The 26,114-nt window shown below is 68.4% G+C and carries 22 protein-coding genes; 4 read left to right on the forward strand and 18 right to left on the reverse strand.

The features are described 5' to 3' along the window. Positions 1-61 precede the first annotated feature (61 nt). A complete protein-coding gene (gene groES, locus V9K99_RS10445; protein WP_130384566.1) occupies positions 62-358 on the reverse strand; it encodes a co-chaperone GroES in 297 nt (98 codons plus the stop codon). 335 nt (positions 359-693) lie between these two features. Here groES and V9K99_RS10450 point away from each other — a divergent pair, with 335 nt between their 5' ends. Together V9K99_RS10450 and V9K99_RS10455 are read left to right on the forward strand one after the other, a co-directional pair. Next, on the forward strand, positions 694-1,284 hold the full coding sequence (locus V9K99_RS10450) for a peptidoglycan-binding domain-containing protein (protein WP_337003580.1): 591 nt from the start codon (positions 694-696) through the stop codon (positions 1,282-1,284). 9 nt (positions 1,285-1,293) lie between these two features. Continuing rightward, a complete protein-coding gene (locus tag V9K99_RS10455) occupies positions 1,294-2,448 on the forward strand; it encodes a class I SAM-dependent methyltransferase (protein WP_337003582.1) in 1,155 nt (384 codons plus the stop codon). A 426-nt stretch (positions 2,449-2,874) separates the two neighbouring features. On the opposite strand, the gene V9K99_RS10460 is transcribed toward V9K99_RS10455, so the two are convergent. The 9 genes from V9K99_RS10460 to V9K99_RS10500 all read right to left on the reverse strand — a co-directional run bounded on the left by V9K99_RS10460 (position 2,875) and on the right by V9K99_RS10500 (position 10,653). After that, positions 2,875-3,324: a GNAT family N-acetyltransferase gene (locus V9K99_RS10460; protein WP_337003584.1), complete on the reverse strand. Its 450-nt coding sequence runs from the start codon at positions 3,322-3,324 to the stop codon at positions 2,875-2,877. Next, entirely contained in the window at positions 3,321-4,376 is a 1,056-nt protein-coding gene (gene tsaD / locus V9K99_RS10465; protein ID WP_442914726.1) for a tRNA (adenosine(37)-N6)-threonylcarbamoyltransferase complex transferase subunit TsaD, read from the reverse strand. The genes V9K99_RS10460 and tsaD overlap by 4 nt, the downstream gene beginning before the upstream one ends. Continuing rightward, positions 4,373-4,822: a GNAT family N-acetyltransferase gene (locus V9K99_RS10470; RefSeq protein ID WP_337003588.1), complete on the reverse strand. Its 450-nt coding sequence runs from the start codon at positions 4,820-4,822 to the stop codon at positions 4,373-4,375. Before V9K99_RS10470 ends, tsaD begins: the two co-directional genes overlap by 4 nt. After that, positions 4,819-5,487 carry a tRNA (adenosine(37)-N6)-threonylcarbamoyltransferase complex dimerization subunit type 1 TsaB gene (gene tsaB / locus V9K99_RS10475; RefSeq protein WP_337003590.1) on the reverse strand — a complete coding sequence of 223 codons (669 nt, stop codon included), beginning with the start codon at positions 5,485-5,487 and terminating at the stop codon, positions 4,819-4,821. Before tsaB ends, V9K99_RS10470 begins: the two co-directional genes overlap by 4 nt. After that, positions 5,487-6,413, reverse strand: a complete 927-nt coding sequence (tsaE, locus tag V9K99_RS10480) for a tRNA (adenosine(37)-N6)-threonylcarbamoyltransferase complex ATPase subunit type 1 TsaE (protein ID WP_337003592.1) — start codon at positions 6,411-6,413, stop codon at positions 5,487-5,489. Before tsaE ends, tsaB begins: the two co-directional genes overlap by 1 nt. After that, a complete protein-coding gene (locus V9K99_RS10485) occupies positions 6,410-7,528 on the reverse strand; it encodes an alpha/beta fold hydrolase (protein ID WP_337003594.1) in 1,119 nt (372 codons plus the stop codon). The genes tsaE and V9K99_RS10485 overlap by 4 nt, the downstream gene beginning before the upstream one ends. A 6-nt stretch (positions 7,529-7,534) precedes the next feature. Continuing rightward, positions 7,535-8,725: an alanine racemase gene (alr, locus tag V9K99_RS10490; protein WP_337003596.1), complete on the reverse strand. Its 1,191-nt coding sequence runs from the start codon at positions 8,723-8,725 to the stop codon at positions 7,535-7,537. Positions 8,726-8,740: 15 nt separating this feature from the next. Continuing rightward, positions 8,741-9,382, reverse strand: a complete 642-nt coding sequence (locus V9K99_RS10495; RefSeq protein WP_337003598.1) for an HAD family hydrolase — start codon at positions 9,380-9,382, stop codon at positions 8,741-8,743. Between the two features lie 71 nt (positions 9,383-9,453). Next, a complete protein-coding gene (locus tag V9K99_RS10500) occupies positions 9,454-10,653 on the reverse strand; it encodes a GH12 family glycosyl hydrolase domain-containing protein (protein WP_337003600.1) in 1,200 nt (399 codons plus the stop codon). 344 nt (positions 10,654-10,997) lie between these two features. On the opposite strand from V9K99_RS10500, the gene V9K99_RS10505 reads away from it, so the two are divergent. Continuing rightward, positions 10,998-11,762 (forward strand): META domain-containing protein, encoded by a 765-nt coding sequence (locus V9K99_RS10505; protein WP_337003602.1) that lies wholly within the window; start codon positions 10,998-11,000, stop codon positions 11,760-11,762. On the opposite strand, the gene V9K99_RS10510 is transcribed toward V9K99_RS10505, so the two are convergent. From V9K99_RS10510 to V9K99_RS10525, 4 genes are all read right to left on the reverse strand, one after another. After that, a complete protein-coding gene (locus V9K99_RS10510) occupies positions 11,746-14,691 on the reverse strand; it encodes a PIG-L family deacetylase (RefSeq protein WP_337003604.1) in 2,946 nt (981 codons plus the stop codon). The two genes, V9K99_RS10505 and V9K99_RS10510, sit on opposite strands and share 17 nt — an antisense overlap. An 84-nt stretch (positions 14,692-14,775) precedes the next feature. Further along, complete coding sequence (locus tag V9K99_RS10515; protein WP_337003607.1) at positions 14,776-16,170, reverse strand: NAD(P)H-hydrate dehydratase; 1,395 nt, start codon at positions 16,168-16,170, stop codon at positions 14,776-14,778. A 1-nt stretch (position 16,171) separates the two neighbouring features. Continuing rightward, a complete protein-coding gene (locus V9K99_RS10520) occupies positions 16,172-16,522 on the reverse strand; it encodes a holo-ACP synthase (RefSeq protein ID WP_337003609.1) in 351 nt (116 codons plus the stop codon). Positions 16,523-16,532: 10 nt separating this feature from the next. After that, positions 16,533-17,525, reverse strand: a complete 993-nt coding sequence (locus V9K99_RS10525) for a LacI family DNA-binding transcriptional regulator (RefSeq protein ID WP_337003611.1) — start codon at positions 17,523-17,525, stop codon at positions 16,533-16,535. A gap of 109 nt (positions 17,526-17,634) precedes the next feature. Here V9K99_RS10525 and V9K99_RS10530 point away from each other — a divergent pair, with 109 nt between their 5' ends. Beyond that, complete coding sequence (locus V9K99_RS10530; protein WP_337003613.1) at positions 17,635-19,923, forward strand: glycoside hydrolase family 3 N-terminal domain-containing protein; 2,289 nt, start codon at positions 17,635-17,637, stop codon at positions 19,921-19,923. On the opposite strand, the gene V9K99_RS10535 is transcribed toward V9K99_RS10530, so the two are convergent. From V9K99_RS10535 to V9K99_RS10550, 4 genes are read right to left on the reverse strand one after another with little or no spacing between them, the layout of a single operon-like run. Continuing rightward, positions 19,914-21,869 carry an alpha-glucuronidase gene (locus V9K99_RS10535; protein WP_337003615.1) on the reverse strand — a complete coding sequence of 652 codons (1,956 nt, stop codon included), beginning with the start codon at positions 21,867-21,869 and terminating at the stop codon, positions 19,914-19,916. The genes V9K99_RS10530 and V9K99_RS10535 overlap by 10 nt on opposite strands. After that, the gene (locus V9K99_RS10540) at positions 21,859-23,850 is read right to left on the reverse strand and encodes a beta-galactosidase (RefSeq protein ID WP_337003617.1); all 1,992 of its coding nucleotides are present in this window, start codon (positions 23,848-23,850) and stop codon (positions 21,859-21,861) included. Before V9K99_RS10540 ends, V9K99_RS10535 begins: the two co-directional genes overlap by 11 nt. Beyond that, on the reverse strand, positions 23,847-24,461 hold the full coding sequence (locus V9K99_RS10545; protein WP_337003619.1) for a hypothetical protein: 615 nt from the start codon (positions 24,459-24,461) through the stop codon (positions 23,847-23,849). The genes V9K99_RS10540 and V9K99_RS10545 overlap by 4 nt, the downstream gene beginning before the upstream one ends. Next, positions 24,461-26,098 carry an ABC transporter substrate-binding protein gene (locus V9K99_RS10550; protein ID WP_337003621.1) on the reverse strand — a complete coding sequence of 546 codons (1,638 nt, stop codon included), beginning with the start codon at positions 26,096-26,098 and terminating at the stop codon, positions 24,461-24,463. The genes V9K99_RS10545 and V9K99_RS10550 overlap by 1 nt, the downstream gene beginning before the upstream one ends. Positions 26,099-26,114 lie beyond the last annotated feature (16 nt).

Here is a 26,114-nt window from a genome sequence, read left to right on the forward strand (position 1 = left end):
CTCCGCCCCGGCGCCGGTGATCGGCACCAGGGCGGTGTCAGTCAGGAACAGCGGGCGATCGTCACTTGCTGACGACTGCGAGGATGTCGCGGGCGCCCAGGATCAGGTAGTCCTGGCCGTCGTACTTGACCTCGGTGCCGCCGTACTTGGAGTAAATGACCTTGTCGCCGACTGCGACGTCCAGCGGGACGCGGTTGCCGTTGTCGTCGATCCGGCCCGGACCGACGGCGAGGATCTCGCCCTCCTGCGGCTTCTCCTTGGCGGTGTCCGGGATCACCAGGCCGGACTTCGTGGTCTGCTCGGCTTCGAGCGGCGCGACGAGGACACGGTCCTCGAGCGGCTTGATCGTGACCGACACTTGCTGACCTCCACGGTCGATTCGCTTGTCTGTGGTTCAGGGTGGTCGCGCTCCCCTGCCGTCGCGGGGGTCAGAGGCCGGACCGCTGGCACCCTCCACCGGAGAGTGCCAACACCGAATCTAGGCCGCGATTAGCACTCGGTCAACTCGAGTGCCAGGATTTCGCCGCCAAGGAGATCTGGACCAGCTGCTGCCACGAACTCCCCAGACCCGCGCAGGGTGATCGGGCAGGTGCGGATTGTGGTCGAACGCTGGGCCTGGGCGGGGTCGGCATGGGACCGTTCTGTCTGTACGGCGTCCCGGCCGCTCCGGGACCGGGTGCCCGAGGAGAGACCATGGCCCTCAGCTTTCCCTCTCTGCCCAAACTGTCCGGCCGCACTGTCGCGGTTGTCGCCGCGGCCGGTGCGCTCGCCGTAGGAGCAATTGCCGCTGGCGCCTCGAAGGACCAGCCCGCCACCGCTCCCAGCACGGACGCACCGGCCGCAGCACCTCCGCAGGCGGCGCCTGCCGCGGACACCGAAAGCCTCCGCGCAGCTGCCGCAACCGCGCTCCCGCAGTGCCGGTCCGCCAGGCTCGTCCCGGTCAACCGCAGCTGGGGTATCCCGATGCCGTCCGTCTACGGCAGCGAGAGCACGTACTGCAACCTGATGTTCGGCGACGACCCACACCGAGGCTCCACTGTGTTCGGTGACCCGGACACCGCCATCCGCGTCCTACAGCGCAACCTGAACTTCTGCTACGGCACCAAGCTCGCTGTCGACGGCATCTACGGCAGCAACACCCGCGCCGTGGTCAAGGCCGTCCAGCGCAGGCACAAGCTCGTCGCGGACGGCATCTACGGACCGAAGACCCGCTCAGCCATGAATTGGCGCCTCTACTCGATGGCCACCCGAAGCTGGAGCAGAGGCTGCTCGAGCCCCCTCTAAAGTGGCGGGGTGACAGTCACCGGCTTGCTGGACGGCCCCGGCGCCGAACTCCTCGCCGATGCCTGTGCGAGCTACCAGCCCGGCCACGAGCTCCAACTGGTCGAGAAGCTGCGCCGCCAGTACGACGCCACACTCGTGACAGCTGCGGTCACACAGGCCTCACTGCGCCACCGGGCCGTCGCCAAGTTCGGCCCGGACGCGGCCCGCATGTACTTCACCCCAGACGGCCTGGAACAGGCGACACGAACCACTGTCGGCACTCACAGAGCACAGCGCATCGCGGCAACACTGCCGGGCAGCAGCGTGGTCGACCTGGGCTGCGGCATCGGCGGCGACCTCATCAGCGCTGCACGAGCCGGACTGCGAGTCACCGGCGTCGAACGCGACCCAGCCGCTGCTGACGCGGCCCGCGCCAACCTGGCCGCGCTAGACCTGCCCGGTGAGGTCGTAGTCGGCGACGCCGAGTCCTTCGACCTCACGCCGTACGACGTGGTGTTCGCAGACCCGGCTCGGCGGGCGGACGGCCGGCGCGTGTTCGATCACAACGCCTACTCACCGCCGTGGTCCTTCGTGACCGATCTCCTGAGCCGCACTGCCTGTGTGAAGGTCGCACCGGGCATACCGCACGACGCCGTACCGGACGGGGTGGAGGCTGAGTGGATCAGCGACGCAGGTGAAGTGAAGGAGGCCGCACTGTGGTCTGGCCGGTTGTATGCCGGTACTGCGCGACGGGCGACTCTTCTGCCCAGTGGCGCTTCGGTGACCGACGCGCCGGAGGCTGAGAGTGGTCCGGTGGGTCCGTACATCTACGAGCCCGACGGTGCCGTGGTGCGGGCCGGTCTGGTGACCGCGGTCGCCGCTGCGGTCGACGGGTGGTTGCTGGATCACCGGATCGCGTATGTCACCGCAGCGAAGCTGGTGCCGACTGCACTCGCCTCGACGTACGAGGTGGTGGAGGAGCTGCCGTACAAGGAGAAGGCGCTGCGCTCCTGGGTACGCACGCACGGCATCGGCACACTCGAGATCAAGAAGCGCGGGGTCGACCTGGACCCGGCGCAACTGCGGAAGAAGCTCGCCCCCAAGGGCTCCGCGAGCGCCACGCTGATCATCACCCGCATCGGCCGGGACGCGGTCGCGTACTCGTGCCGCCGAGTCTCCGGATGAACTTGCATTCTGAGAACAGTCGAACATATGATCGATATCGCGTGCGGGTCTCCGGGAGACTTGCCGGTGGGCGAGGTGCTGCGTCTGCTGCCGCACTCTCCCGGGGATCCGCCACTAAGTCGACGTACGGGCTGAGGAGCCGTACGTCGACTGACGGTCACGCGGCCGAAGTCAGGCGTTCATCTGGCTGCGGCAGTGTGCGGGACAGAACCGGTCTGCCGCTGGCCGTTCACCTGGGGATCTAGCGGCGGTACCAGCCCCCAGGTCTCTGCCCGCTGCCGCGCCCTTCCCCGCGCTGCAGTGCAGTCCCGCGCTGCAGTGCAGTCCCGCGCTGCAGTGCGTCCCGCGCTGCAGTGCAGTTCCCGCGGTGCGGTGCAGTCCCGCGGTGCGGTGCAGTCCCGGTTGCAGTGCAGTCCCACGCTGCGACTAACTGGCGCCGTACAACTCGGCCGGGTCCTTGCGGATGATCATCGTCCGGCTCGGGTCCTCGACTTCGGTGAAGCCGTAGCTGCGGTAGAGCTCGTGCGCATCCGAGGTCCCCAGCATGAACCGGCGGATCCCCTTCAGCTCCGGGTGCTCCATCAACGTGGACACGACGAACCGGCCCAGCCCGAGCCCGCGATGCGTCTCCAGCACGAAGACGTCGGACAGCCAGCCGAAGGTCGCCCGGTCCGTCACCATCCGGGCGAACGCGACCATCGACCCGTCCGCCGCGTACACCCCCAGGTTCAGGCTGCCCGCAATCGACCGCGCCACGATCTCCCGCGGAATCCCGGTCGCCCAGTACGACGTACTGAGAAAGCCGTGCACCACATCGACATCGATGCGTTCGACCGAGTCATCCGCCTCGAACCCGTCCGGTCCCGTCCACCTCACTTGTTCAGCACCTCCGTGATCGGCATCGACGAATCCGCCGGCAACCCCAACGGCGACGGCGCCTTCCCGGCCCGGACCAGTTCCGACCCGAGCGCCGCCACCATCGCGCCGTTGTCCGTGCACAACCCGGGCCGCGGCACGCGTACGGCGATGCCGGCCTCAGTGCACCGTTCTTCCGCCATCGCGCGCAGCCGTGAGTTCGCCGCGACCCCGCCACCGATCAGCAGGTGCTCGAACCCGCGGTCCTTGCACGCGTCGATCGCCTTCCGGGTGAGGACGTCGCACACCGCCTCCTGGAAGGCCGCGGCCACGTGGTTCACCGGCACGTCCTCCCCGTCGCGGCGGCGGGCCTCGACCCACCGAGCCACGGCGGTCTTCAGACCCGAGAAGGAGAAGTCGAACCGGTGCCGCTCGAGATCCCGCTGCGAGGTCAGCCCGCGCGGGAACGTCACGTAGAGCCGGTCGCCACCGTCCCGCGCCGCTTTGTCGACATATGGACCGCCGGGGAACGGCAGCCCCAGCACGCGCGCGACCTTGTCGAATGCCTCCCCCGCGGCGTCGTCGATGGTGCTCCCCATCGGCTGCACGCCTTCGGTGATGTCCTCGACCGCGAGCAGCGACGAGTGCCCGCCCGAGACCAGCATCGCAACACAGCCCTTCGGCAGATCGCCGTGCTCCAACGTGTCGACGGCGACGTGGGCCGCCAGGTGGTTCACGCCGTACAAGGGCTTGTCGAGCGACAGCGCGAGCCCTTTGGCCGCGGCGACACCCACCAGTAGCGCGCCGGCCAGACCGGGCCCGCTGGTGACGGCGACCGCGTCGACGTCGGTCGGCTTGATCCCCGCGGTCTCGCACGCGCGCCGGATCGTCGGGACCATCGCCTCCAGGTGGGCGCGACTGGCGACCTCCGGTACGACGCCGCCGAACCGGGCGTGCTCCTCGACACTGGACGCGATCGCGTCGGCGAGCAGTGTCTGCCCGCGGACGATCCCGACCCCGGTCTCGTCACACGACGTCTCGATCCCCAGGATCAGGGGCTCCACCACTGTCACTCTTCCTCCCGCCACCGCATGATCACCGCATCCTCGCCGCCGGCGTAGTACCCGCGCCGCCGGCTGATCTCCGCAAACCCGAAGGCCCGGTACAGACCGATGGCCGACTCGTTGCCCGCAGCAACCTCCAGCAGCACCGTCCGGCCGGCGCACTTCGACAGCGCCGCCGTCATCAACTGTCCGCCGATCCCGGTACGGCGCTCGGCCGGCGTCACCGCGATCCGCAACAACTCGACCACGTCCAACGAGACCGGCGGCACCAGGAGTACGACGTACCCGACGACCGCACCTTCGTCCGCGACCAGGATCACCCGGTCCTCGGACAGCCGCTCGAACTCAGCCGACCACGAGACCGTACTCCACGCGTCCGACCCGAAGCAGACCTCGTCCAACGCGACCAACGCGGGCAGGTCGTCCGCGGTCCCCGGTCGAATGGCAGGTCTCACTTCGGGAGCACGCTCTTCGGTCCGCCGGACAGGGTCACGTCGGGCCGGCGCAGGTACAGCGGGTCGGGCGCGACGATCTCGAGCGTCCCGGTCGCCACCCCCGTCGCCAGCACCTCGGCCGACGGGTACTCGATGACATCAGCGTCCGCCACCCCGAGCGCATCCGCGTACAGCACAGCACCGCGCCCGATCACCGGCAGACCGGAAAGGACGTGGGCCACCTCAGCCGGCTTGTCCACCGCCGGACCCTCGAGCCGACGACGGCTGCCGTCCGCGGCCGGACCGTCGTACAAGGCCCAGTAGATCTCCTTGCGCCGCGCGTCCGTCGCGACGGCAACGGGCAGCGACAACGAGGATTGCCGGGCCAGCACATCCAGGCTGCACACGCCGGCGACCTCGATCCCGAGTACGTCGGCCATCGTCCGCGCGGTCACCAGTCCGACCCGCAGCCCGGTGAACGGACCCGGTCCGACTCCGACCGCGATCCGGGTGAGATCGCGCGGCGTGACCCCCGCGGTCTCAAGCGCCGCGGCGATCGCGGGCGCGAGCAACTCACCGTGTCGCAGTGCGTCGACGGTCGTGGACGACGCCAGGATCTCGCCGCTGACCGGATCAGCCAGTGCAACGGTGACCGCGGCACTCGAGGTGTCGAAAGCAAGCAGCATCAGTTCGTCTCCAGTACGGACACACGTACGCCGGATGCCGCCCAGCGCGGACCCACCGGCGTGATCCGGATCTCGCGGGTCTCGTCCGTGTCGTCGTCGCCGCGGGTCACCACGATGTCGAGCCGGTCCGGTGCCAGCGACTCGGCCAGCCCGTGACCCCATTCGACCACCGTGACCGCGTCGTCCAGACTCGCGTCCAGATCGAGATCGTCCAGCTCCGCGATCCCGCCGATCCGGTACGCGTCCACGTGGACCAGCGCCGGACCGCCCGCGAGCGACGGGTGCACCCGCGAGATCACGAACGTCGGCGACGTGATGTCACCCCGCACCTTCAGCCCGGCACCGAGTCCTTGGGTGAACGTCGTCTTGCCGGCGCCGAGATCACCCGACAGCACGAGTACGTCGCCCGCCCGCAACTGACCCGCGAGCTCCTCACCGATCGCCCGCATATCGTCGGCCGTCGGCACGGTGAGCTCGATCGGCATCGCCTTGGCGTAGATCAGGTTGTGGTCCTGCTGCTCGACGACGGAGTACCCACGTCGCCGCCAGAACTCCACGGTGTCCGGCAACTCCACCCGCGCGACCAGTCGCACCCGGCTCAGTCCCCGCCGTACGGCGACCTCCTCGGCGCAACCGACCATCGCCGACGCGACGCCGCGCGCCTGGTGCCGCGGATCCACCGAGACCCGGCGCAGGTTGAGGACGTCACCCGACTCCTCGAACAGCACCGCACCGGCCGGAGCTCCGTTCACCCGGACCAGCAGACCGCCGTGCTTGGTGATCGCGTCGGTCACCGTCGTCGCGTTCTCGGACAAGGCCGTGGACGGCGGATCGAGCACCCGCCGCGCAGAGAACGCGTGGTGGATCACCCCGACGATCTCGTTGGCGTGTTCGGCGGTGGCATCCACTACATGAAGGTCGGTCACGTGTGTCCTAGTGATTGTTCGGCTCGCTCGATCATGCCAAGGAGCGCTGCCGTGAACTCACGGTGGTGCTCGATCAGGCCCAGATGGCCGCAGTTCTTCACCTCGACCAGCTCGGCCCCGGGCACGTGCCGGACGATCTCCTCGGCGTGCTCGAACGGGGTCAGGTGGTCCTTGTCACCGCCGATCACCACGCACTCCACCTTCTGCAGCGGCTCCAGAGCCTCGTACCTGTCGTGCAGCGCGAAGATCGGGTAGAACTCCGCGATCACCGAGATCGGCGTCGCCGCGATCATCTCGTTGACGAACTCGGTGAAGGCCGGCGGCACCTCGGAGCCGAACGAGTACTTCCGGGTCAGCAGGTAGCTGATGTCCGTACCGGCCTTGCGACTGCGCTCCACCACGTCGGGAATCCGCGACAGTGCCGCGACGGTCGGGGTCGCGAGCGCCCGGGCCAGCATGCCCACCTTGCCCGGGAACACGATCGGAACGTTGTCCAGCCCACCGGCACTGGTCGAGCACAGGCCGACACCGATGATCCGGTCACCGAAGAGCTCAGGGTGCTGCTCGGCCAGCGCCATGATCGACATGCCGCCCATCGAGTGCCCGATCAGGATCACCGGACCGGTCGGCGCGAACTCATCCAGGATCCCGTAGAGGTCGCGGCCGAGCTGGTCGATGCTGACGTTCTCCTTCGGCGACCGGCCGGACCGTCCGTGCGAGCGCTGGTCGTAGAACACCATCGTGCCGATCCCGGCCAGGTCGCGGCGCTCGAAGTGCCAGCAGTCCATGTTCAGGCCGTAGCCGTGCGCGAAGATCAGGGTCAGGTCTTCCGGCGGGAGCGGCAGCTTCTTGCCGAATCTCCGCTTCGGCGGGGGCGCGGGCCGGCGGGACCGCTTCAGCTCGTCCACCTCGACGTACAACTCGACGCCGTCGTCGGCGGTGAACACGTACGGCGTACCGCGCAGCGAACCGAACGGCTCCGCCTCGAGCTGCGCGCGCTGACCCGATCGACGGCCGATGACCTGCCGCTCGACCGCGACGCCGGCCGCCGCTCCGGCAGCCAGCACCCCGACCGCGGCCCCGATCAGACCGGCGGTCCGCCCTGCTTTGGACATGCCGGTCTACCTCTCGACTGGGGCGGTGGGGCGGGCAAGGTGTTCAGCACTGTCGACGTACCGACGCGGGATTCTTGGCCCCAGCCGGGTGACGATCTCGTAGTTGATGGTCCGTGCCGCATCAGCCCAGTCGTCCGCCGTCGGCTCGCCGTCGGTGCCCGGGCCGAACAACACCACCTCGTCTCCCGCGGCAGCATCGCTGTCCTCGAGGTTGACCACGCACTGGTCCATACAGATCCGGCCGACGATGGTACGACGTTCACCACCGGCCTGGACCGGGGCACCGTTCGACGCGTGCCGCGGCAGGCCGTCGCCGTACCCGAGCGGGATCAGCCCGAGGGTCGACGGCCGCGGCGCGGTCCAGGTCAGCCCGTAGGAGACACCAGCGCCGGCCGGGACCCGTTTCACCATCGCGAGCCGGGCCTTCAACGTCATCGCCGGGATCAACCCCAGCTCGGCCGACGGCAGCGCGTGCCCAAACGGCGAGAGCCCGTACGTCGCCACACCGGGCCGGACCAGGTTGAAGTGGGTCTCCGGCAACGCGAGCGTGGCGCCGGAGTTCGCCAGGTGCTTGAACTCGGCGTCGATACCGAACGAGGCGGCCACATCAATGGCCTCGGTGAAGGTCGCCAACTGCGCGTCGTTCGCATCGCTCTTCGGCTCGTCCGAGGAGGACAGGTGCGACCAGATGCCCTTGATCTCGATCCGGCCGGTCTGCTGCTCGCGCAGCGCGGCCCGGATCAGCGCCGGCCACTCCTCCGGTACGGCGCCGCCGCGGCTCATGCCGGTGTCGATCTTCAGGTGGACCCGGGCCGGCCGGTCGGTCACCCCGGCGGCGAGCTCGTCGATCTCCCACGGCGCTCCCGCGGACAGATCGATGCCAGCGGCAATCGCGTCCTCCAGCGGCTCGCCGGGAGTGGTCAGCCAGCAGAAGATCGGCCCGGTGTCACCGGCCTCGCGCAGCGCCAGCGCCTCCTCGAGCACGGCGGCGCCGATCCAGTCGGCACCGGCCTCGCGGGCCGCCCGGGCGACCGGGATCATGCCGTGGCCGTAGCCGTCGGCCTTGACCACGGTCATCAGCTGCGCACCCTCGGCACGGGCACGCAGCGTCGCGACATTGTGACGAATCGCGGCCAGATCGACGACCGCTTCGGCGCGGTGCGGTCGATCACCGCGAGGTGACTGGTGGGTAGACATAGCCCCTCCAGTGTCTCAGGCTCCGCGGATCAGTTCCGTCAGGGCGGCCATGTCGTGGAAAACCACGTCCGCCGAGGACAGCTTCGCGGGGTCCGTCATCCCGGCGTACCCGAACACCTTCATGCCGGCCGCGTTGGCCGCGGCGACGCCGAGCGGGCTGTCCTCGACGACCAGGCAGTCGACCGGTTTGACGCCCATCGAGCTCGCCGCGTGCAGGAACAGATCGGGTGCGGGCTTGCCGTGGGCAACGTCCTCCGCACTGAAGATCCTGCCCTCGAACCGATCCAGGAAACCCACCGCGGTCAGCGCGGCGTGGATCCGGCGATGGGTGCCGGACGACGCCAGGCAGTAGGTGGTCCCGTCGGCGTCCAGGTGATCGAGCACCGCCTCGACACCTTCGATCGCCCGCAGGTTGGCGAACCCGTCGAACAGGCGCTGGTGGTAGCGGTCCTCCAGGTCGGTGGGCAACGGCCGGCCGAGCTGTGCCTCGGCCTTCTGCCGCATGGACGCCATACTCCCGCCCATGAAGTCGCGCACCGCTTCCTCGAAGGAGTAAGGCAACCCGGCCTCGGTCAGCAGCTCGGCCAGGATCGTGTTGGCCAACCGCTCCGAGTCCACCAGTACGCCGTCGTTGTCGAAGATCACCAGTCCGCTCACGGCAGAACCCTATGCGGCCGCCGCAACACGTGGTTGCGGCGGCCGCCGGGGTTCGCGAGAGAGCGCGGGGGTCAGTTCTCCTGGATGGAGAAGTCGTTGAAGACGAAGCGCTGCTTGGTGTTACCGGTGGACACGACCTCGACGCCGTAGTCGACCTGCCACGTCGTGGCCTGCGGGGCCCAGCCACGCTTGACCATGTCGTTGAAGAAGCTGGCCAGCGGCATGGTGCCGGACTTCTGCGTCACCTGGGACACGTATGCGGTGTAGCCGGAGCGGTGCCAGACGTCGTACGTGAACCCGCCGAACGTCACGGTGCCCACCTTGCTGCCGCCCGGGACCTGGCCCTTGTTGTCGGTCCAGATCATCAGCTCGTTGTTCAGCCCGTCACCGATCCACGCGTCGAACGCGACGTTGTAGATGCAGGCGCTGCAGTTGGCCGGCGTCGTCGCGGCGAACTTGGCCGACTGGATCTTGGACAGCGGGACGTCGTTGTAGTCCTTGTGCACGTTCGGGTACGCCTGGACGCCCTTGTCGCCCGGGAGCGGCTGGGTGACATCGACGTACCAGTTGTCGTAGTTGCAGGCAGCCAGCGAGTACGTGCCGTTGTGGTTGTTCCACATGTTGTTGTGGACGTAGTACGCGCCGAACGTCCGGCCCTCACCCTGGTTGCCGGTCGCCGTGGTGGTGAACGACGGGTTGGTGCAGGACTTCACCGGGCTGCTGGTCGACGTGGGGGTCGAGGTCGCGGTCGGTGTGGACGTGGCAGTGGGAGTCGACGTCGCCGTCGGTGTCGCGGTCGGCGACTGGGTCGGGGTGGAGGTCGCCGTCGGTGTCGGTGTCGGGGACGGCGACGGGGTCGGGGTCGACGTGGCCGTCGGGGTCGGTGTGGTGGGCTGTGGCGGGGCGGCCGCGAAGTCGTAGTGCACCGTGTAGCGGATCCGCGTGCCGGCGCGGTACTTCTCGCCGTCCTTGCGCAGCGCCCGGAGGCGGTAGGTCTTGTCGGTGGTGAGGCTTGGGTCGATCGACACGATCGACGACCCGGCGGAGGTCGCCACGATGGCGGTCGGCTTCACGCCGAAGCCGTGGATCACGGTGCAACCGGAGTAGGCGTCCAGCACGCATCGTTCGACGCGTCCGACGCTCGGGAGGGTCGAAGCCGTGCTGTCCGTCGCGGTCGCGGTCACAGCGGTGGGGGTGTCCTTGGCCGCCTGGACGGCGATCGGTGCGGCGATGAGCGCACCGACAGCAAGGAATCCCGCTGTGATGATCACGCGGCTTCGGGCAGTTCGGATGGGGGGCATGCGAAACATTCCTCTGCTCGACGGGCCGCAACTGCATTGCCCCAGCACTCCAGCGCGGCCCACAACTGTTCTGTTTGGTCCCCAGAGAGGCCAGGACAGTCGACGCCCCCGAAGCGCCGAACCGATCCGGGCAGACCGGGCGATACGGGCTCGCCGGCCATGTCCTTCTCGTTCGCTCTCGCGCGTACGGCGCCGTACGTTATCCAACCGTGATCTGAAAAGCCAACTCGGGGTGCCGGTTTCACTGTCGGTGATCGCGGTTCGGGGTGCAACAGACTGGGCTGCCGGCGCGTCCGTAGGGTGTGAGAACGCGGATGATCGCCGTCGTCGGCGCCGGCCTGCTGCTGGCGCTGACCGGGTGCGGGACCGAGCTGGGTGCGGGCGGGTCGCTGAAGGGCAAGGTGTACCTGTCCACGGCGGTGACAGAGGACGGGAAACCGAAGCAACTCGTGCCCAACAGCCGGGTCCGGTTGACGTTCAGCGACGACGGCCGGCTGATCGCCGACGCGGGCTGCAACTCGATGCAGTCACCGGTGGACACCGGCGGCGGCAAGCTGTCGCTGGACGACAACCTGGCGACGACCGCGATGGGTTGTGACGCCCCACGGCACGCGCAGGACGACTGGCTGTCGAAGATCCTGCTGTCCGAGCCGACTTGGAAACTGGAGGGTGACAAGCTCACCGTCACCTCAGGCGGTACGACGATCTCGCTGACCGACCGTCAGACCGCCGAACCCGACCTCGCCCTCGACGGCACCAAGTGGTCGCTCGAGACCGTGATCAGCGGCGAGGTCGCCTCTCACCAGGCCGGTTCCGAGAAGGTCTGGATCACCCTCAACGGCGACCGCGTCACCGGCTCGACCGGCTGCAACGACCTCCAGGGCAAGGTCGCGCGCGACACCGGCAAACTCAGCTTCGGCGAGATCGCCACCACCCGCCGAGCCTGCCCCGGCGACGCCGGCAAACTCGAACAAACCCTCCTCACCACCCTCAAGGGCGACCTCACCTACGAAATCGACTCCAACCGCCTCAAACTACGAGCCAGCAGCAACGGCCTCGACTTCACCGGCCCCCGCTGAGCCGCACGTCGAAGGCTTGGACCTTGTTCTGCGGGGTTTCGTAGGACAGGAGTAGGCGGCCGTCGGCGGCCAGCGTGGCGCGTTGGGCTGGGGTGAGGGGGATGGACCAGCGGGTGGTGCCGCGGGTGATTTGTTGGGTGGATTGTTTGACTACGTGGCCGCTCATGTCGGGGGACCAGGGTGGGGTGGCGCCGTCGGTGACTGCGCACGGGGTCAGGCCGTAGTCGGGTGGTGGGTTGGCGGCTGGTGAGCAGCTGGTTGTCCAGACCGGGATGGCGTCGATCTCGCCGGTGGTGAGGAAGGCCCGGGCGGTGCCGGTACCGGCGGAGCTTGTGTAGATGTCCACGGTCGATCGGCCGAGAGCGGCGGACAGGATCTGGAGGTCGGTGGTCGGGACGCGGCCGGAGATCGGTACGCCGTTGCGTGCGGACTGGGCGATCGTCTGCGGGGAGAGCGCGCCGTTGAGGTTCGGGTTGGACACGTTCGGCGGTGCCGGCGTGGTCGGGCGGTCCGCGGGTGGCGTGTAACCGGGCAACGTCGCGAGTCCCCATCGATAGGGATCCGACTGCACCGAGCCGAGCGCCGACCAGCCCAGTCGCGTGCTCTGGTCGATGTGCCGCAGCGTCGTCGTACCGGCTGCCGAGGTGTCGTCGTTGTCGTACGGCGTGATGTTGAGACCCAGCCTGGTCGGGTCAACGGCCGCGGGCAGCGTGGCGAGCGGGATCTTCACCTCGAGGTCGTAACCGCCACCGGCGTATGCGTGCGGCACCGTCGTCTCGTTGCTCCCGACCCACTGTGCCGTCGACGCGATCTGCACGCCGGGCGCGTTGCCAGTGTCGGGCTCGCCACTCGAGTACCCCTGGTGGTTGTCCGCATCCCTCGACCAGCAAGGCCCTCCGCTCTGGCTGAACGGGAAGATGCCGAGCTTGAACGTGTTGGCGGTGTCCATCAGCGCCTGCGACGCGGTCCCGCGCGGGTCGAGCAGGATCTCCACCGAGTCGGCCTGCCAGTGACCGACACATTCGGCCGGCGTCACGGCGTACGACTGGTAGTCGTCGCGCACATGGATGAAGAAGTACAGCGCATCGTCCGACCAGCTCACCTTGGCCGTATTGCCTTCACCCGTTGACGAAACGCCGCAGTCGTCAACGCCGGCGCAGTTCGCCGCACCCTGCCAGATCCGGCCGAGATCGAGCGTCGGCCCCGGGTACTCACCCGGCTCCGCCTCCCCGTCCACAACCGGCTGCGCCTGCGGAATGGTTGTCGTCGGCACCAAAGTTAGCGTCAGCGTCTCGCTCCCTGTGGCGGTCCGGATCGGGATGGAGACGTTCTGGGTCGCTGGCAGAGCGGTGTCGGTGTTGGTCAGCTTGAAGGTGACCGTGGCGTCAGCGCCGGGTTGCAGCACGTAGGGCTTGGACGGTGCGTCCACGGTGAAGTTCGAGGGCAGTTCCAGCGACACCGCACCACTCTGTGGCTGCGCCGACCAGTTGTGCACGACGACAGGTACGTCGATCGTGCTGCCGACCCCCATCGACTGGATCGCCTGGGAGCGGCCGAGACGGTTGGCCTGTGGGGCGGTCGTCGCGAGCCATTGGTCGTACTCCTGCCAATTGCCCCACCGCTGGAACCTGCCTTCGACAGCCGACACAATCCGTACGACGTTGTCGGTGTAGCCGGATGCTGTTGCGGTGGTGTAGGTCGCGGCGATCTTCGCGTTCTGGTCAACCGTCGCGGTCGCGGCCGGGGTGACGGTGAAGGTCACATCGGCTTTGGCCTGCGCCGGGACCGACTTCGGCCCGTCGACGGACCAGCCGGGCGGGACGGTCAGCTGCACGTTGCCTGGGGCAAGCTTTCCGCGGGGCGCCTGGAGGTGCACGGTCGCCTGGAACGGCTCGCCGGCGACGTTGTAGAACCGGCTGAACGTCAGGTACTGCAGCGTTCCCAGCGGCAGTCCACCGGGATCGGGCTTGGTGGCGCCGAACAGGATCGCCTCGTCCAGCCCGGCCTGCGGACTGCTGTTCGGCTGGAACGGGACGAACGACTGCGTCATCGCGAACCGCGGGCAGGCCGGCGTCGACGTTCCCTTGAACATGACCCGGCTCTGGGTCGGGTACGCCGCCCGGCCCTCGTCCGCGACCTGCTGCCAGATCTTCGCCGAACCGGCCGGCTGACCCTGCAGGTTCCCGGCCGGCCACCTGTACGGCGAGTCATACCCGGTCCACACGCCCGCGACGGTGTCGAGACCGCTGGGCGTGAAGCCGGTGGTGCAGTTCGCGGCGGTCGTCGTACCGCCGGTGCCTGCCGTACTGCCGCCGGAGAAGACCTTCTTCACCTGCCAGGGGCTGAGCGCGTGCGGACCTTTGAGCTGCTCGGGGAACCTGGTCGGGTCGGCGGCCGCGAGTACGCCCTCCCAGATCAGCCGGCCCGCCTGCTGGTGGTTGCCGTGACCGGCCGCGAGCGTCGGCGTGAACCCGATGTAGATCTCCGGCTGCGTCTCCCGGATCACCCGCGTGACCCGGCGCAGCGTCTCCTCCTCATCCCAGAAGTACTGCGTCAGCGGCGCGCTCTGGTTGTAGAAGAAGTCGATCCGGTCCAGGTTGAAGATGTCGACGGTCCCGGACCGGTAGTGCGCCACCCGGTCCTCGTTCTCGCGCCGCAGCCCCAAGTCCGGGCCGAGCTCGTTCCCGACCGCGTTGCCGCCGCCCTCACCCCGCGTCACCATGATCACGCCGCACTTCACGCCGTACCGCTGATGCCACACGCCGCACGGCCCGATGATGCTCGTGTCGTCATCCGGATGGGCCCACTCCCCCATCACGTGAATCTTCGTCTCCGGATCAGCCACATAGGCCTTGTCCGCGGCCTGAGCGGTAGGCAACGGCAACGCGGCAACCAGAGCAAGGGCAACGAGTACGGCGAGACGCTTCATGTGCACACTCCAAGGGCGGCGGAGGCACCAGCACCCTCAGTCCTATCCGCCGCATCCGGACCGCGCAACCGCTTACCGCGCGCCTCAGCCCAGGATTTGGCGGGTGGCTTCTGGGAGGGCTCCGGCCACGGAGAGGGCGGTGATGGGGCCGGAGGCTGAGGCCAGATTGGCTGCGGCGGCGTGGAGGTAGGCGCCGACGCTGGCCGCGTCCAGGGCGGCGAGTCCTGCTGCCAAGAGTGCGCCGCAGAGGCCGGCCAGCACGTCGCCTGCACCGGCAGTGGCCAGCCAAGGGGTCGCGTTGGTGTTGACGCGGACGTGTCCGTCGGGGGCCGCGATGACCGTGGTTGCGCCCTTCAGCAGGACTGTGGCGTCGAAGCGTTCGGCAGCCAGGCGGGCGTGCTCGAGTCGTTGGGCCTCGACGGTGGAGCGATCGACTCCGAGCAGGCGGGCCAGCTCGCCCGCGTGCGGTGTCGCCAGTACGCCGGTGTGGTCGCCCGAGTCCTCGAGCGCCCGGAGACCATCCGCATCCAGGACGATCGGCTCCTCGGCGTCGAGCAGGTCGCGAACCCGGCTGGTATCGAGGTCATCACCGAGGCCGGACCCCACCGCCCACGCCTGCACGCGTCCCTCGCCGGCAACGATCTCCGGGTGGGCCGCGCGGACTTCGGCCGCCACCGCGTCCGGACCGACGTACCGGACCATGCCCAGCGGACCGCCGAGCGCACCGGCCGTGGCGATGACGGCGGCACCCGGGTACTGCGCTGAGCCGGCCATCAGCCCGAGTACGCCACGGGAGTACTTGTCGGACTCGCCATGCGGGACGGGGTACAGCTCGCGTACGTCGGATGCCTGCAGCGACTCGACCGCGGCGGGCGGCAGATCAAGACCGATGTCGACCAGGTGGACCGAGCCGCACGCGGTGGCGGCGGGGTCAATGAGGTGGCAGATCTTGTGCGTACCGAAGGTGACGGTCAGGGCGGCGCGGACGTGCGGCTCCGGGGTCTCGCCCGTGTCGACGTCCACGCCCGACGGGGTGTCGACAGCGACGATCGGTACGCCGTACTGGGTCGCCAACTCGACAGCGGCAAGAGCGTCAGGACGGAGACCGGGGCGGCCGCCGATGCCGACGATCCCGTCCACCACGACGTCGGCGCCGGCGATGTCGCCGGTGGATCCGACGCGTCCGCCGACGGCCAGCAACGCCTCCAGCCCGGCGGCGTGCGCTTTGTCGGACAACAGTACGGCGGTCACGAGCGCACCGCGCCGGGCCAGGCGGACCCCGGCGTACAGGGCGTCGCCGCCGTTGTCGCCGGAACCGATCAGCAGGACGACGCGGGCGCCGTACGTGTGACCGAGAAAGTTGCTGATGGCAACCGCGAGGCCGGTGGCGGCGCGTTGCATCAAGGTCCCCTCGGGGAGCCGCGCCATCAGGTCGGCCTCGGCTGCGCGGACCTGCTCGACGGTGTGCGCGCGGCGCATCTCAGCCCTCCAGGATGACGACGGCGGACGCGATGCCGGCGTCGTGACTCAGCGACAGGTGCATGCTCTGGACGCCCAGCCGGCCCGCCTGGTCGGCGACCGTTCCGGTGATCTCCAGCCAGGGGCGGCCGGTCTCGTCGGTCTGCACCTCGGCGTCGTGCCAGTGCATCCCGGCCGGCGCACCGAGGGCCTTGGCCAGCGCCTCCTTCGCCGCGAACCGGGCCGCCAGGGACGCCGGTGGTTTGACCGCTTCGGACGGCGTGAAGACGCGATCCCGCAGACCAGGCGTGCGCTCGAGGGTCTTCATGAATCGCTCCACGTCGACCACATCGATACCCACGCCGACGATCATGGGTTTCACCCTAGCTTGCAGGTTCCGCGGTGGATTGGCGGATGCGCATGTCCACGGCGAGGTCCATCCGCAGGGCAGCCGGAGTGGTACCGCGGGCCAGGTCGAGGACCATCCGGGTCGCCAGCTCGGCCATCTGCCGCAGCGGCTGGTGGACAGTGGTGAGCGTCGGCGAAACCCATTGCGCCACCGGCAGATCGTCGTACCCGACCACTGACAGATCGCGCGGGATCTCCAACCCGAGCTCGCGCGCCGCCTGGTAGACGCCCAGCGCCTGCAGATCGCTGCCGGCGAAGATCGCGGTCGGCCGGTCGGGCCTGCTCAGCAGCGCCAGCGCCTCCCGATGCCCGCTGCTCACCTCGAACTCGGCCGCCCGGATCAACGAGGGATCGATCGCGACCCCGGTCGAGCGCAGCGCGTCCGTGTACCCGTCGACCCGCATCCGCGAGCACAGCGTCTCCACCGGCCCGCCGATCATCCCGATCCTGGTGTGCCCGAGTTTGCGCAGGTGCAGCGTCGCCATCCGGCCGCCGTTCCAGTTGGCCGAGCCGATGGAGGGTACGTCGTCGCCCTCGTCACCGACGGGGTCGACCACCACGAACGGGATCCGCCGCGCCTCCAGCTGCGCCCGCTGGTCGGCGTCGAGATCGGAGAACACCATGATCACGCCGAGCGGACGGCGAAGCAGGACGGACTCGATCCACTCCTGCCGCGGCCGCCGGGCACCGCCGCACTCGGACAGCACCAGCTCGACGCCCTCGGCGCGGACCACTTCCTCGACGCCACGGATCAGCTCGACCGCCCACGCGCCGCCGATCTCGTGGAACACCAGGTCGATCATCGGGCTGCTCGCCGTACTGGTGGTACGGCGACGGTAGCCGTGCTCCTGGATGATGCTCTCGACCTTCGCCCGGGTCTCCTCGGCGACGTCGGCGCGACCGTTCAGCACCTTGGACACGGTCGGCACGGAGACACCCGCCTGCTCCGCAATTTTCGAAATGGTCATCCGCTGACTCACGACGTACCTCACCCTCCTCGAGGCTGTGCAACCAGCACAATACAAGCTAACCTCCTCGCAGGTATCGTTACTTGTCCCGAAACTTTCGAGGAGTTCGATGGCCGACTGGCGCGACACCACCGCAAGCCCGGACGAGCGGGTCGAGGCCCTGGTGGCCGAGCTGACCCTGCGGGAGAAGGTCTCCCAGCTGGCCGGACTCTGGGTCGGTGCCGGTGACAGCGGCGAGGACGTCGCGCCGTACCAGCACGACATGAGCAGCGACCCGCCCGTCTGGGACGACGTGATCAAGGACGGCCTCGGCCAGCTCACCCGCCCGTTCGGGACCCGGCCGGTCGATCCGACCACCGGCGCACGGTCACTGGCCGCGGCCCAGCGGCAGATCATGGCCGCCAACCGCTTCGGCATCCCGGCCGTCGCGCACGACGAATGCCTGACCGGTTTCGCCGCGTACGGCGCCACCATCTACCCGACCCCGCTGGCCTGGGGTGCCACGTTCGACCCTGATCTGGTCGAGGCGATGGCCCGCCGGATCGGCGCGGACATGCGGTCCGCCGGTACGCATCTCGGCCTCGCCCCGGTCGTCGACGTCACCCGCGACTACCGCTGGGGCCGGACCGAGGAGACCATCGGCGAGGACCCCTACCTGGTCGGCACGATCGGTACGGCGTACGTCCGCGGACTGCAGGACGGCGGCGTCCACGCCACGCTGAAGCACTTCGCCGGCTACTCCGCCTCCCGCGCCGGCCGCAACCTCGCGCCGGTGTCGATGGGCCGCCATGAGCTCGCGGACGTCATCCTCCCGCCGTTCGAGATGGCTGTGGTCGAGGGCGGCGTACGCACGGTGATGAACTCGTACGCCGAGATCGACGGCGTACCGGTCGCGGCCGACCCCGAGCTGCTGACCACCGTGCTGCGGGACGAGTGGGGCTTCGACGGGACGGTCGTCGCGGACTACTTCGCGATCGCGTTCCTGCGCACACTGCACAAGGTCGCGGGCACCGATGGCGAGGCGGCCGCGCTGGCGCTGAAGGCCGGCATCGACGTCGAACTGCCGACCGTGCACACGTACGCCGACGCCTTGATCGCCGAGGTCGAGGAGGGCCGGCTCGACGTCTCGTACGTCGATCGCGCCGTACGACGGGTGTTGCGGCAGAAGTGTGATCTCGGGCTGCTCGATCCTGACGTCAAGGTGGAGCCGGACGGGCCGATCGACCTGGACAGCCCGGCCAACCGGGAGATCGCGGCACGCCTGGCCGAGGAGTCGATCGTGCTGGTGGCGAACGACGGCGTACTACCCGTTGCCCCTGGCAAGAAGGTCGCGCTGGTCGGCCCGCGTGGCATGAATCCGCACGCGATGCTCGGTTGCTACACGTTCCCGATGCACATCGCGCCCCGCTACCCCGGCACCGACGACGGCGTGCCGATCCTGACGCTCGCCGAGGCGCTGGTTGCTCAGGGCATCGACCTGAAGACCGCCGAGGGGTGTGGTGTCGACGACGACTCCGACGACGGTTTCGAGGAGGCTCTCACCGCGGCTTCCGAGGCAGAGGTGGCGATCGTCGCGCTTGGTGACCGGGCTGGCCTGTTCGGCCGCGGTACGTCCGGCGAAGGGTGTGACGTCGAGACGCTCGACTTGCCGGGACGCCAGGCCGATCTGCTCGACGCGGTCCTCGACACCGGTACGCCGGTCGTCGTCGTACTGCTGTCCGGACGCCCGTACGCACTCGGCCGATTCGCCGAACGCACGGCAGCGATCGTGCAGGCGTTCTTCCCGGGTCAGGAAGGCGGACCGGCGCTCGCCCGCGTCCTCACCGGCGCCGTCAACCCGTCCGGCCGGCTGCCCGTCAGCCTTCCCCGGAGCGAGGGCGCGCAGCCTGGGACCTATCTCCATCAACCACTCGGCGGCCTCAACAGGGTCTCGTCGGTCGATCCGACCCCACTCTTCCCGTTCGGCCACGGAACGTCGTACACGACCTTCGAATGGACCGACGCCACCGCGGACCGCGACACCATCCCCACCGACGGGACCGTCACCCTCCAGGTCACCGTCCAGAACACAGGCCCAACCGACGGCACCGAGATCGTCCAGCTCTACCTAGGCGACCCGGTCGCCCGCGTCACCCGCCCGGTCACCCGCCTGATCGGCTACCACCGCGTCGACATCCCCACCGGCGAATCCCGCACCATCGAATTCACCGTCCACGCCGACCTGACGTCCTTCCCCGACCGCACCGGCACCCGCATCATCGAGCCCGGCGCCATAGAACTCCGCCTAGCCAAGTCCAGCGCCAACATCCACACAACCCTCCCCATAACCCTCACCGGCGACCTCCGCACGGTAGACCACACCCGCACCCTCCGCCCCACCTCGCGCGACTACCGGTAGATGGTGCGGCCTTCGGCGTCGGGGACGGCGCTGAGGCGGTAGAAGTAGGTGTTTATCTGGTCTCGCCATTCGCGGGCGTTGTGGAGTTGGGCTTCCAGGCGGGTGGTGATGTTTTCGCGGACTGTTGGGTCGAAGCGGTCCGCGATCGACTTCCAGCGGGTGAGCATCGACTCGACTTCCTCGTAGCCCTGGAAGTGGGTGTCATAGATGTGTTGGAGGACCGTGCGGCCGTTCTGGAGGACGTGGTCGTAGGGGACGTGGTGGAAGAACAGCAGGAGTTCGTCCGGGCAGGTGTAGACGTTCTCGTAGCGGCTCGCCAACGGCTCGGGGTACTGGCCGGTGAAGCCTGAGCCGGTCGCGACGGTTCGATCGACACCGACGCCGTGGCGGTCGGCGAAGTGGTACGTCCCCCACGCGGAGTACTCGTACCCGTTGACGCTCGGCCCGTAGTGCGTCCCCGGGGTGACCATGAAGCCGACCCCGAGTGGTGCGGTGTAGCGCTCGTACGTCCGCCATGAATCGGCCATCAATGACACCAGCTCGGCCCTGGTCCGGTCGTCCATCGCGAACGTCGCCGCGGCCCACTCGTGCAGCAGACTGACCGGATCCGCGGCCGGATCCCAGGCCAGCCGGCCGTACGCATAGAGGTTGCTCTGGGCAAGCTTGTGACCGGTCCAGTTCGGATCGTCGCCGACGTTGGAGACGGCAACGATCGCCTTGGTGCGGTCGGCAACGGTCGGCCCGCCGGCACCGCTGGTGTCGAACTGCAGGATCTCCCGCCACCACGGCCCGAGGTAGCACAGATCCTTCTGCTGACCGGTGTACTCCTGCGTCACCTGCAACTCGAGCGCGGACCGCGTCTCCTGCAACTCCCCCAGCAACGGCGACACCGCCTCGCGGACCTGGAAGTCCAGCGGCCCGTGCTTGATCTGCAGTACGACGTTGTCGTCGAACAGCCCGTCCAGCGGGATGAAGTGGTCATACGCCGCCCGCGCCCGATCCGCCGAACGGTCACGCCAGTCCTGAGCGCAGTCGTAGACGAAACACCGCCAGTAGACAGTCCCCTTGTACGGCGCCAGCGCCCGCGCGAGCATGTTCGCCCCGTCCGCGTGGTGCCGCCCGTACGTCGCCGGACCCGGCCGGTTCTCCGAGTCCGCCTTCACCACGAACCCGCCGAGATCCGGTACGGCGTCGTACACCCGACCGACCGCGGCCGACCACCACCGGGCCACCCGTTCGTCCAGCGGGTCCGCCGTGTCGAGGTCGCTGAGCTCGATCGGTGCGGCGAAGTTCACCGACAAATAGATCGCGATCCCGTACTCGCGAAACACTCCGGCCAGCCGGGCCACGTCCGGCAGGTGATCAGTGATCAATCGCGTCTCGGCCGCATGCACGTTGCCGTTGTTGATCACCACCGCGTTGATACCGATCGACGCCAGCAACCGGGCGTACGCACGGACCCGGGTCAGGTCCTGGACCACTCGGCCGTCGCGGAAGAATATCGATCCACCCGAGTACCCGCGCTCGACCGCGCCCATCACCGGATGCGGGACCAGGTTGTCCCAGTGCGCCAGCATCCGGATCGGGACGGCCGGCCGCTCGACCACGGTGAAATCGCCGGTCATCCACTCGAAGTACCGGAGCAGGTAGAAGTACCCGTACAGCAGTCCGCGCCCGGCCTCGGCGGCGACGACCAACTGGTTGCCTCGTCGCACCACCACGAAGCCCTCGTCGCCCAGTCCGTCCGCGGGCAGTGCCTGCTCGACCCACGCGGCCAGCGACGTCTCCTCGAGCCGGCCAAGGGTGCATAGGGCAACCTCTACGTCGTGCTGGACCCGGCGCGTCTGCCGGAGCTCGGCCCGGATCGTCTGCGCCAGCGCGCCCGAGGCGTAAATGGTGACCTCGGGCAACCGTTGGCCACCTAGCCAGCAGGGGTCAAGCGTCATCCGACCGCAACACCACCACACCCGTTGCCGGCAGCACCAATTTCTCGCCGGCCTCGACCGTCACACCGGTGAGCAGATCAGTTCCAAAAACGTCGGCCGCCACCCGCACCTCCCGGTCCCCGTGGTTCAGCAGGAAGAGATACCGCTGACCGTCCTTGTACCGCCGCGTCGCTTCGACGCCGTCGATCCTCGCATACGACCCGGTCAACCCGGCCTCTTCGACCACCGACCCCAGTACGGCGTCCAGGCCGGCCGCATCGAGCATTGTCCCGACGTACCACGCGTGCCCCGCGCCGAACCGATGCCGCGTGACCGCCGCCGTACCGGCATAGAAGTCCGCCGTGTACGTACCGACCACCTCGGCACCCTCGGGAATGACGAGATCGAAAACCAGCGACCCCTCGGCCGTCACACCATCCAGCTGCACAGGATTCACTACCGACGGCTCCTGCGCATCGGTCTCGTCCACCCGCACCCCGAGTATCCGGGCCAGCGGCCCCGGAACGTCCGTCAGGAAGGCGTTGTCATCCACATCGACCCGCCCGGACAGCACCCCGGTCACCAACGTTCCACCCTGCGAGACGAAGTCTGATAGCCGCTCCCCCAGCCCATCCGGCACCATATGCAACAACGGCGCCAGCACCACGTCGTACGACGAGACGTCGGCATCCACCGGTACGACGTCGACGTCCACATCCAGCCGTTGGACGGCGGTGTACCAGGCGATCGCCGTACGCACATAGGAGACGTGACGCGACGGGCCGTCGGAGATCTCGACCGCCCACCAACTGTTCCAGTCGAGCATCAGCGCGACCTTGCTGCGCGTCTCTGCGCCGACGACATCGGCCAACCCCGGCAACTCGGCACCCAGCGCGGCGACCTCTTGGAACACTCGGGTGTCAGACCGGGATGCGTGGTTGATCACCGCGCCGTGGTACTTCTCCGAGGCACCGCGCGACGCTCGCAACTGGAAGAACAGCACCGTGTCGGAGCCGTGCGCCAGCGCCTGGTAGCTCCACAACCGCATGACACCCGGCCGCTTGACCGGGTTGACGTCCCGGCAAGCAGTAGTCGACGGCGTCTGTTCCATCAGCCAGAACGACTGACCGCCCTTCAGCCCGCGCATCAGGTCATGCGTCAGCGCCATCCGCGACGCCGACCGATCGTCCGGCGGGTAGTTGTCCCACGAGATGACGTCCAGGTGCTCGGCCCAGCGGAAGTAGTCCAGCGGCCGGTAGAAACCCATGAAGTTGGTGGTGACCGGAACGTCGCTGAAGCGCCGGATGGCGGCCTTCTCGGCCTTGAAGTTCTCCAGCATCGCGTCCGACATGAACCGCAGGTAGTCGAGCGTGATCCCCTGGAACGCGGTGTGGTTCGGACCGCGCCAGTGCTCACTCAACGCGGACGGCGCGACGATCTCGTCCCAGTCGTAGAAGGTGTGGCTCCAGAACGTCGTACACCAGGCGTGGTTCAGCGCCTCCAACGTGCCGTAGCGGGCTTGAAGCCAGACGCGGAAGGCCGCTGTGCAGTTGGAGCAGTAGCAGGCGCCGCCGTACTCGTTGCCGACGTGCCAGGCGACCAGGTTGGGCAGGTCGGCGTACCGCTCGGCGATGCGGCCGACGAGCTCGACCGACAGGCGCCGGAAGACCGGCGATGACGGGCAGTGGTTGTGGCGAGCGCCGTACACATGTTTGCGACCCTCGAAGTCGACCCGCGTGACTTCCGGATACTTGCGTGCCAACCACGCCGGGTGAGCCCCGGTCGCCGTTGCCAGGATCACGTTGCGGTCGGCCAGTGAGGCGGTGATCCGGTCGAGGACGCTGAAGTCGTAGACATCCTCGGACGGCTGCAACAATCCCCACGAGAAGACCCCGACGGTCGCGGTGTTGATCCCGGCCAGGTCGAAGAGACGCGCGTCCTCCGCCCAGACGTCGGTCGGCCACTGCTCGGGGTTGTAGTCGCCACCGAACCAGATCGTCACACGAATCGCCTTTCGACATCAGCGACCAGCGGCCGCGTCATCCGGGCGAGCAGATAGAGCGCCGGCGACAACAGAAGCACCGCAAACCAGTCAGACGTGAGCGCCACCAGCAAGACAAACCCAGCGCCGAGCAGGATCACGTTGAGCGTGCATCGCCACTGGGCGCCCAGGTAGTACGCCGACAGCCGCGCGGTGTCACGGATCCGGAACGAGAACCGGGCCGTGATCACCAGCACGTTGACCAGCCACAACGCCACCAACCCCGCGACCACCAGCCAGTCAGCGCTCAGCACGCTGATCACCACGGCCGCGGGTGCCCACAACTTCAACACGTCCAGCCAGCTCAACCGGTAGCCGCGGACGAAGTCCCGCACTGGCGACTGCTCCATCCGTCGTACGGCGTAGAGACCCGCGACCAGGGCCGGCCCGGCCGGAATCACCGCAACCGCGAACAGCAACGCATTGCGGGGATCCGGCTCGAGCAGGACGACCCCGGCGCCCGTCGGCAGCAGGGCGACCACCAGGCACGCCTCGATCACCAGCAACTGGTAGACGAACATGCACGTCCGGTAGAGCCTGCCGTCGACGAACCCTGTCGAAAGCGTCGACATCACTTACCGCCGTGGTCCTTCTCGTAGGTGGCGTGCGCGTCGTTCACCATCTTGAGGTACTTGTCCGCGCCCTTGCCGTTGAGCTCCTGGACGAACGCGTCCCACTGGTTCATCGGCCGCTGCCCGAGCACGAACTTCAGCGTCTGCTGGTTGACGAAGTCGGTCAGCGGCGTGTTCAGCAGCGTCGACTGCTCTCGGTCGGCGTCACTCAGCGGGTACGGCGGCCGCACCGCGACCGGCTTGTGGGTCGCGGCCATCTCCTCCTGCCACTTGAGCTCGGCCGGCACCATCATCGAGTGCAGCAGCTCGGTCGTCCCGCCGTACGCGAAGACGCCGCCGGAGAAGCCGAAGTCCTTGCGCAGATCCTTCTTCCCGGCACCCGGGTTCAGCCCGTTGTAGTCAATCCCGGGGAGCAGCGTCGGCTTGCCGTCCTTCAGCTGGTACGTCGTCCCCTCGACACCCCACTTGGTGAACATCTGGCCGGCGTCGGAGTACCAGAGCCAGTCGACGAACTGCATCATCGCGACGAAGTTCGGCTGGTCCTTGGCCTTGGCGTTGATCATGATGCCGTTCTCCAGCCGGGACCCGCCCATCACCTGACCGGCCGGTCCGCCGGGGACGAGGATCCGTGCGACCTCGTACTTGCCCTTGCCCAGCGTGCTGTCCATGGTCTTGCGGTAGGTGGTGATCTCCTGCGAGTTGCCGCTGATCACGAACGACTGCCCGGTGACGAACTTCTGGATCGCCTGGTCGTCCTGCTGGGTGAACGTCTCCGGGTCGAGCAGCTTGTCCGACACCAGCTTGTTGAGGTAGGCAACCATGTCCTTGTACTGCGGCATCGCGGCCGCGGCCTTGAACTGGCCGGCGCCCTCGTCCCACTTGGCGCCGTCGCCGTAGCCCCAGCCGGCGGCAGTGCCGTACGCCGTACCCAGCTGGTTGAGCAGGTTCTTGCCCTGGTAGCGATCCGAGAACGGCGTCTTGTCCGGGTAGGCCTGCTTCAGCTTCGCCAGCGCGGCGGCCAGCTCCTCCCACGTCGTCGGCACCGGGATGCCCTGCTGCTTGAAGATGTCGGCCCGGATGTTCAGCGTGTAATCCGGCCAGATCTCCTCGTGCAGACCGGGCAGCAGGTAGAACTTGCCGTCCTGCTGGCGCAGCGTGTCAATCTCCGGCTCGAGCTTCCACTGCTTCACCTTGGCCTGGAAGTTCGGCATCAGGTCGAGGTAGTCGCTGACCGGCAGGATCGCGCCGGACGACACGTACGCCGACTCCTGACCCGGGTACGTCTTCGGGATGATCAGCGGCGCGTCCCCCGCGGACACCAGCAGCGACCGCTTCTGCTCGTAGTCGCTCAGCGGTACGACGGTCGGCTGCAGGGTGACGTTGTTCTGCTCGGCCATCGCCTTCCAGAGCAGCCAGTCCTTCTTGTAGGGGTACGTCGGCGGGTCGTTGTACAGCACCGAGATCGTGATCGGCTCGGTCGCCTTGAACTGGGTGCCGACGGCATAGTTGTCCATCGCGCCGGTGCGGTTCTTGGACGTATCCGCCTTCTCGTCACCGGAGGAGCCGCCACTGCAGGCGGACAGGCCGAGCGCGGCCACCAGGGCGAAGGCGACCCCCGCCCTTCTCAAGCTGATCATCTGGAACTTCCTTTCG

This window comes from Kribbella sp. CCNWLW201 (assembly GCF_037203805.1).
Classification (GTDB): Bacteria; Actinomycetota; Actinomycetes; order Propionibacteriales; family Kribbellaceae; genus Kribbella.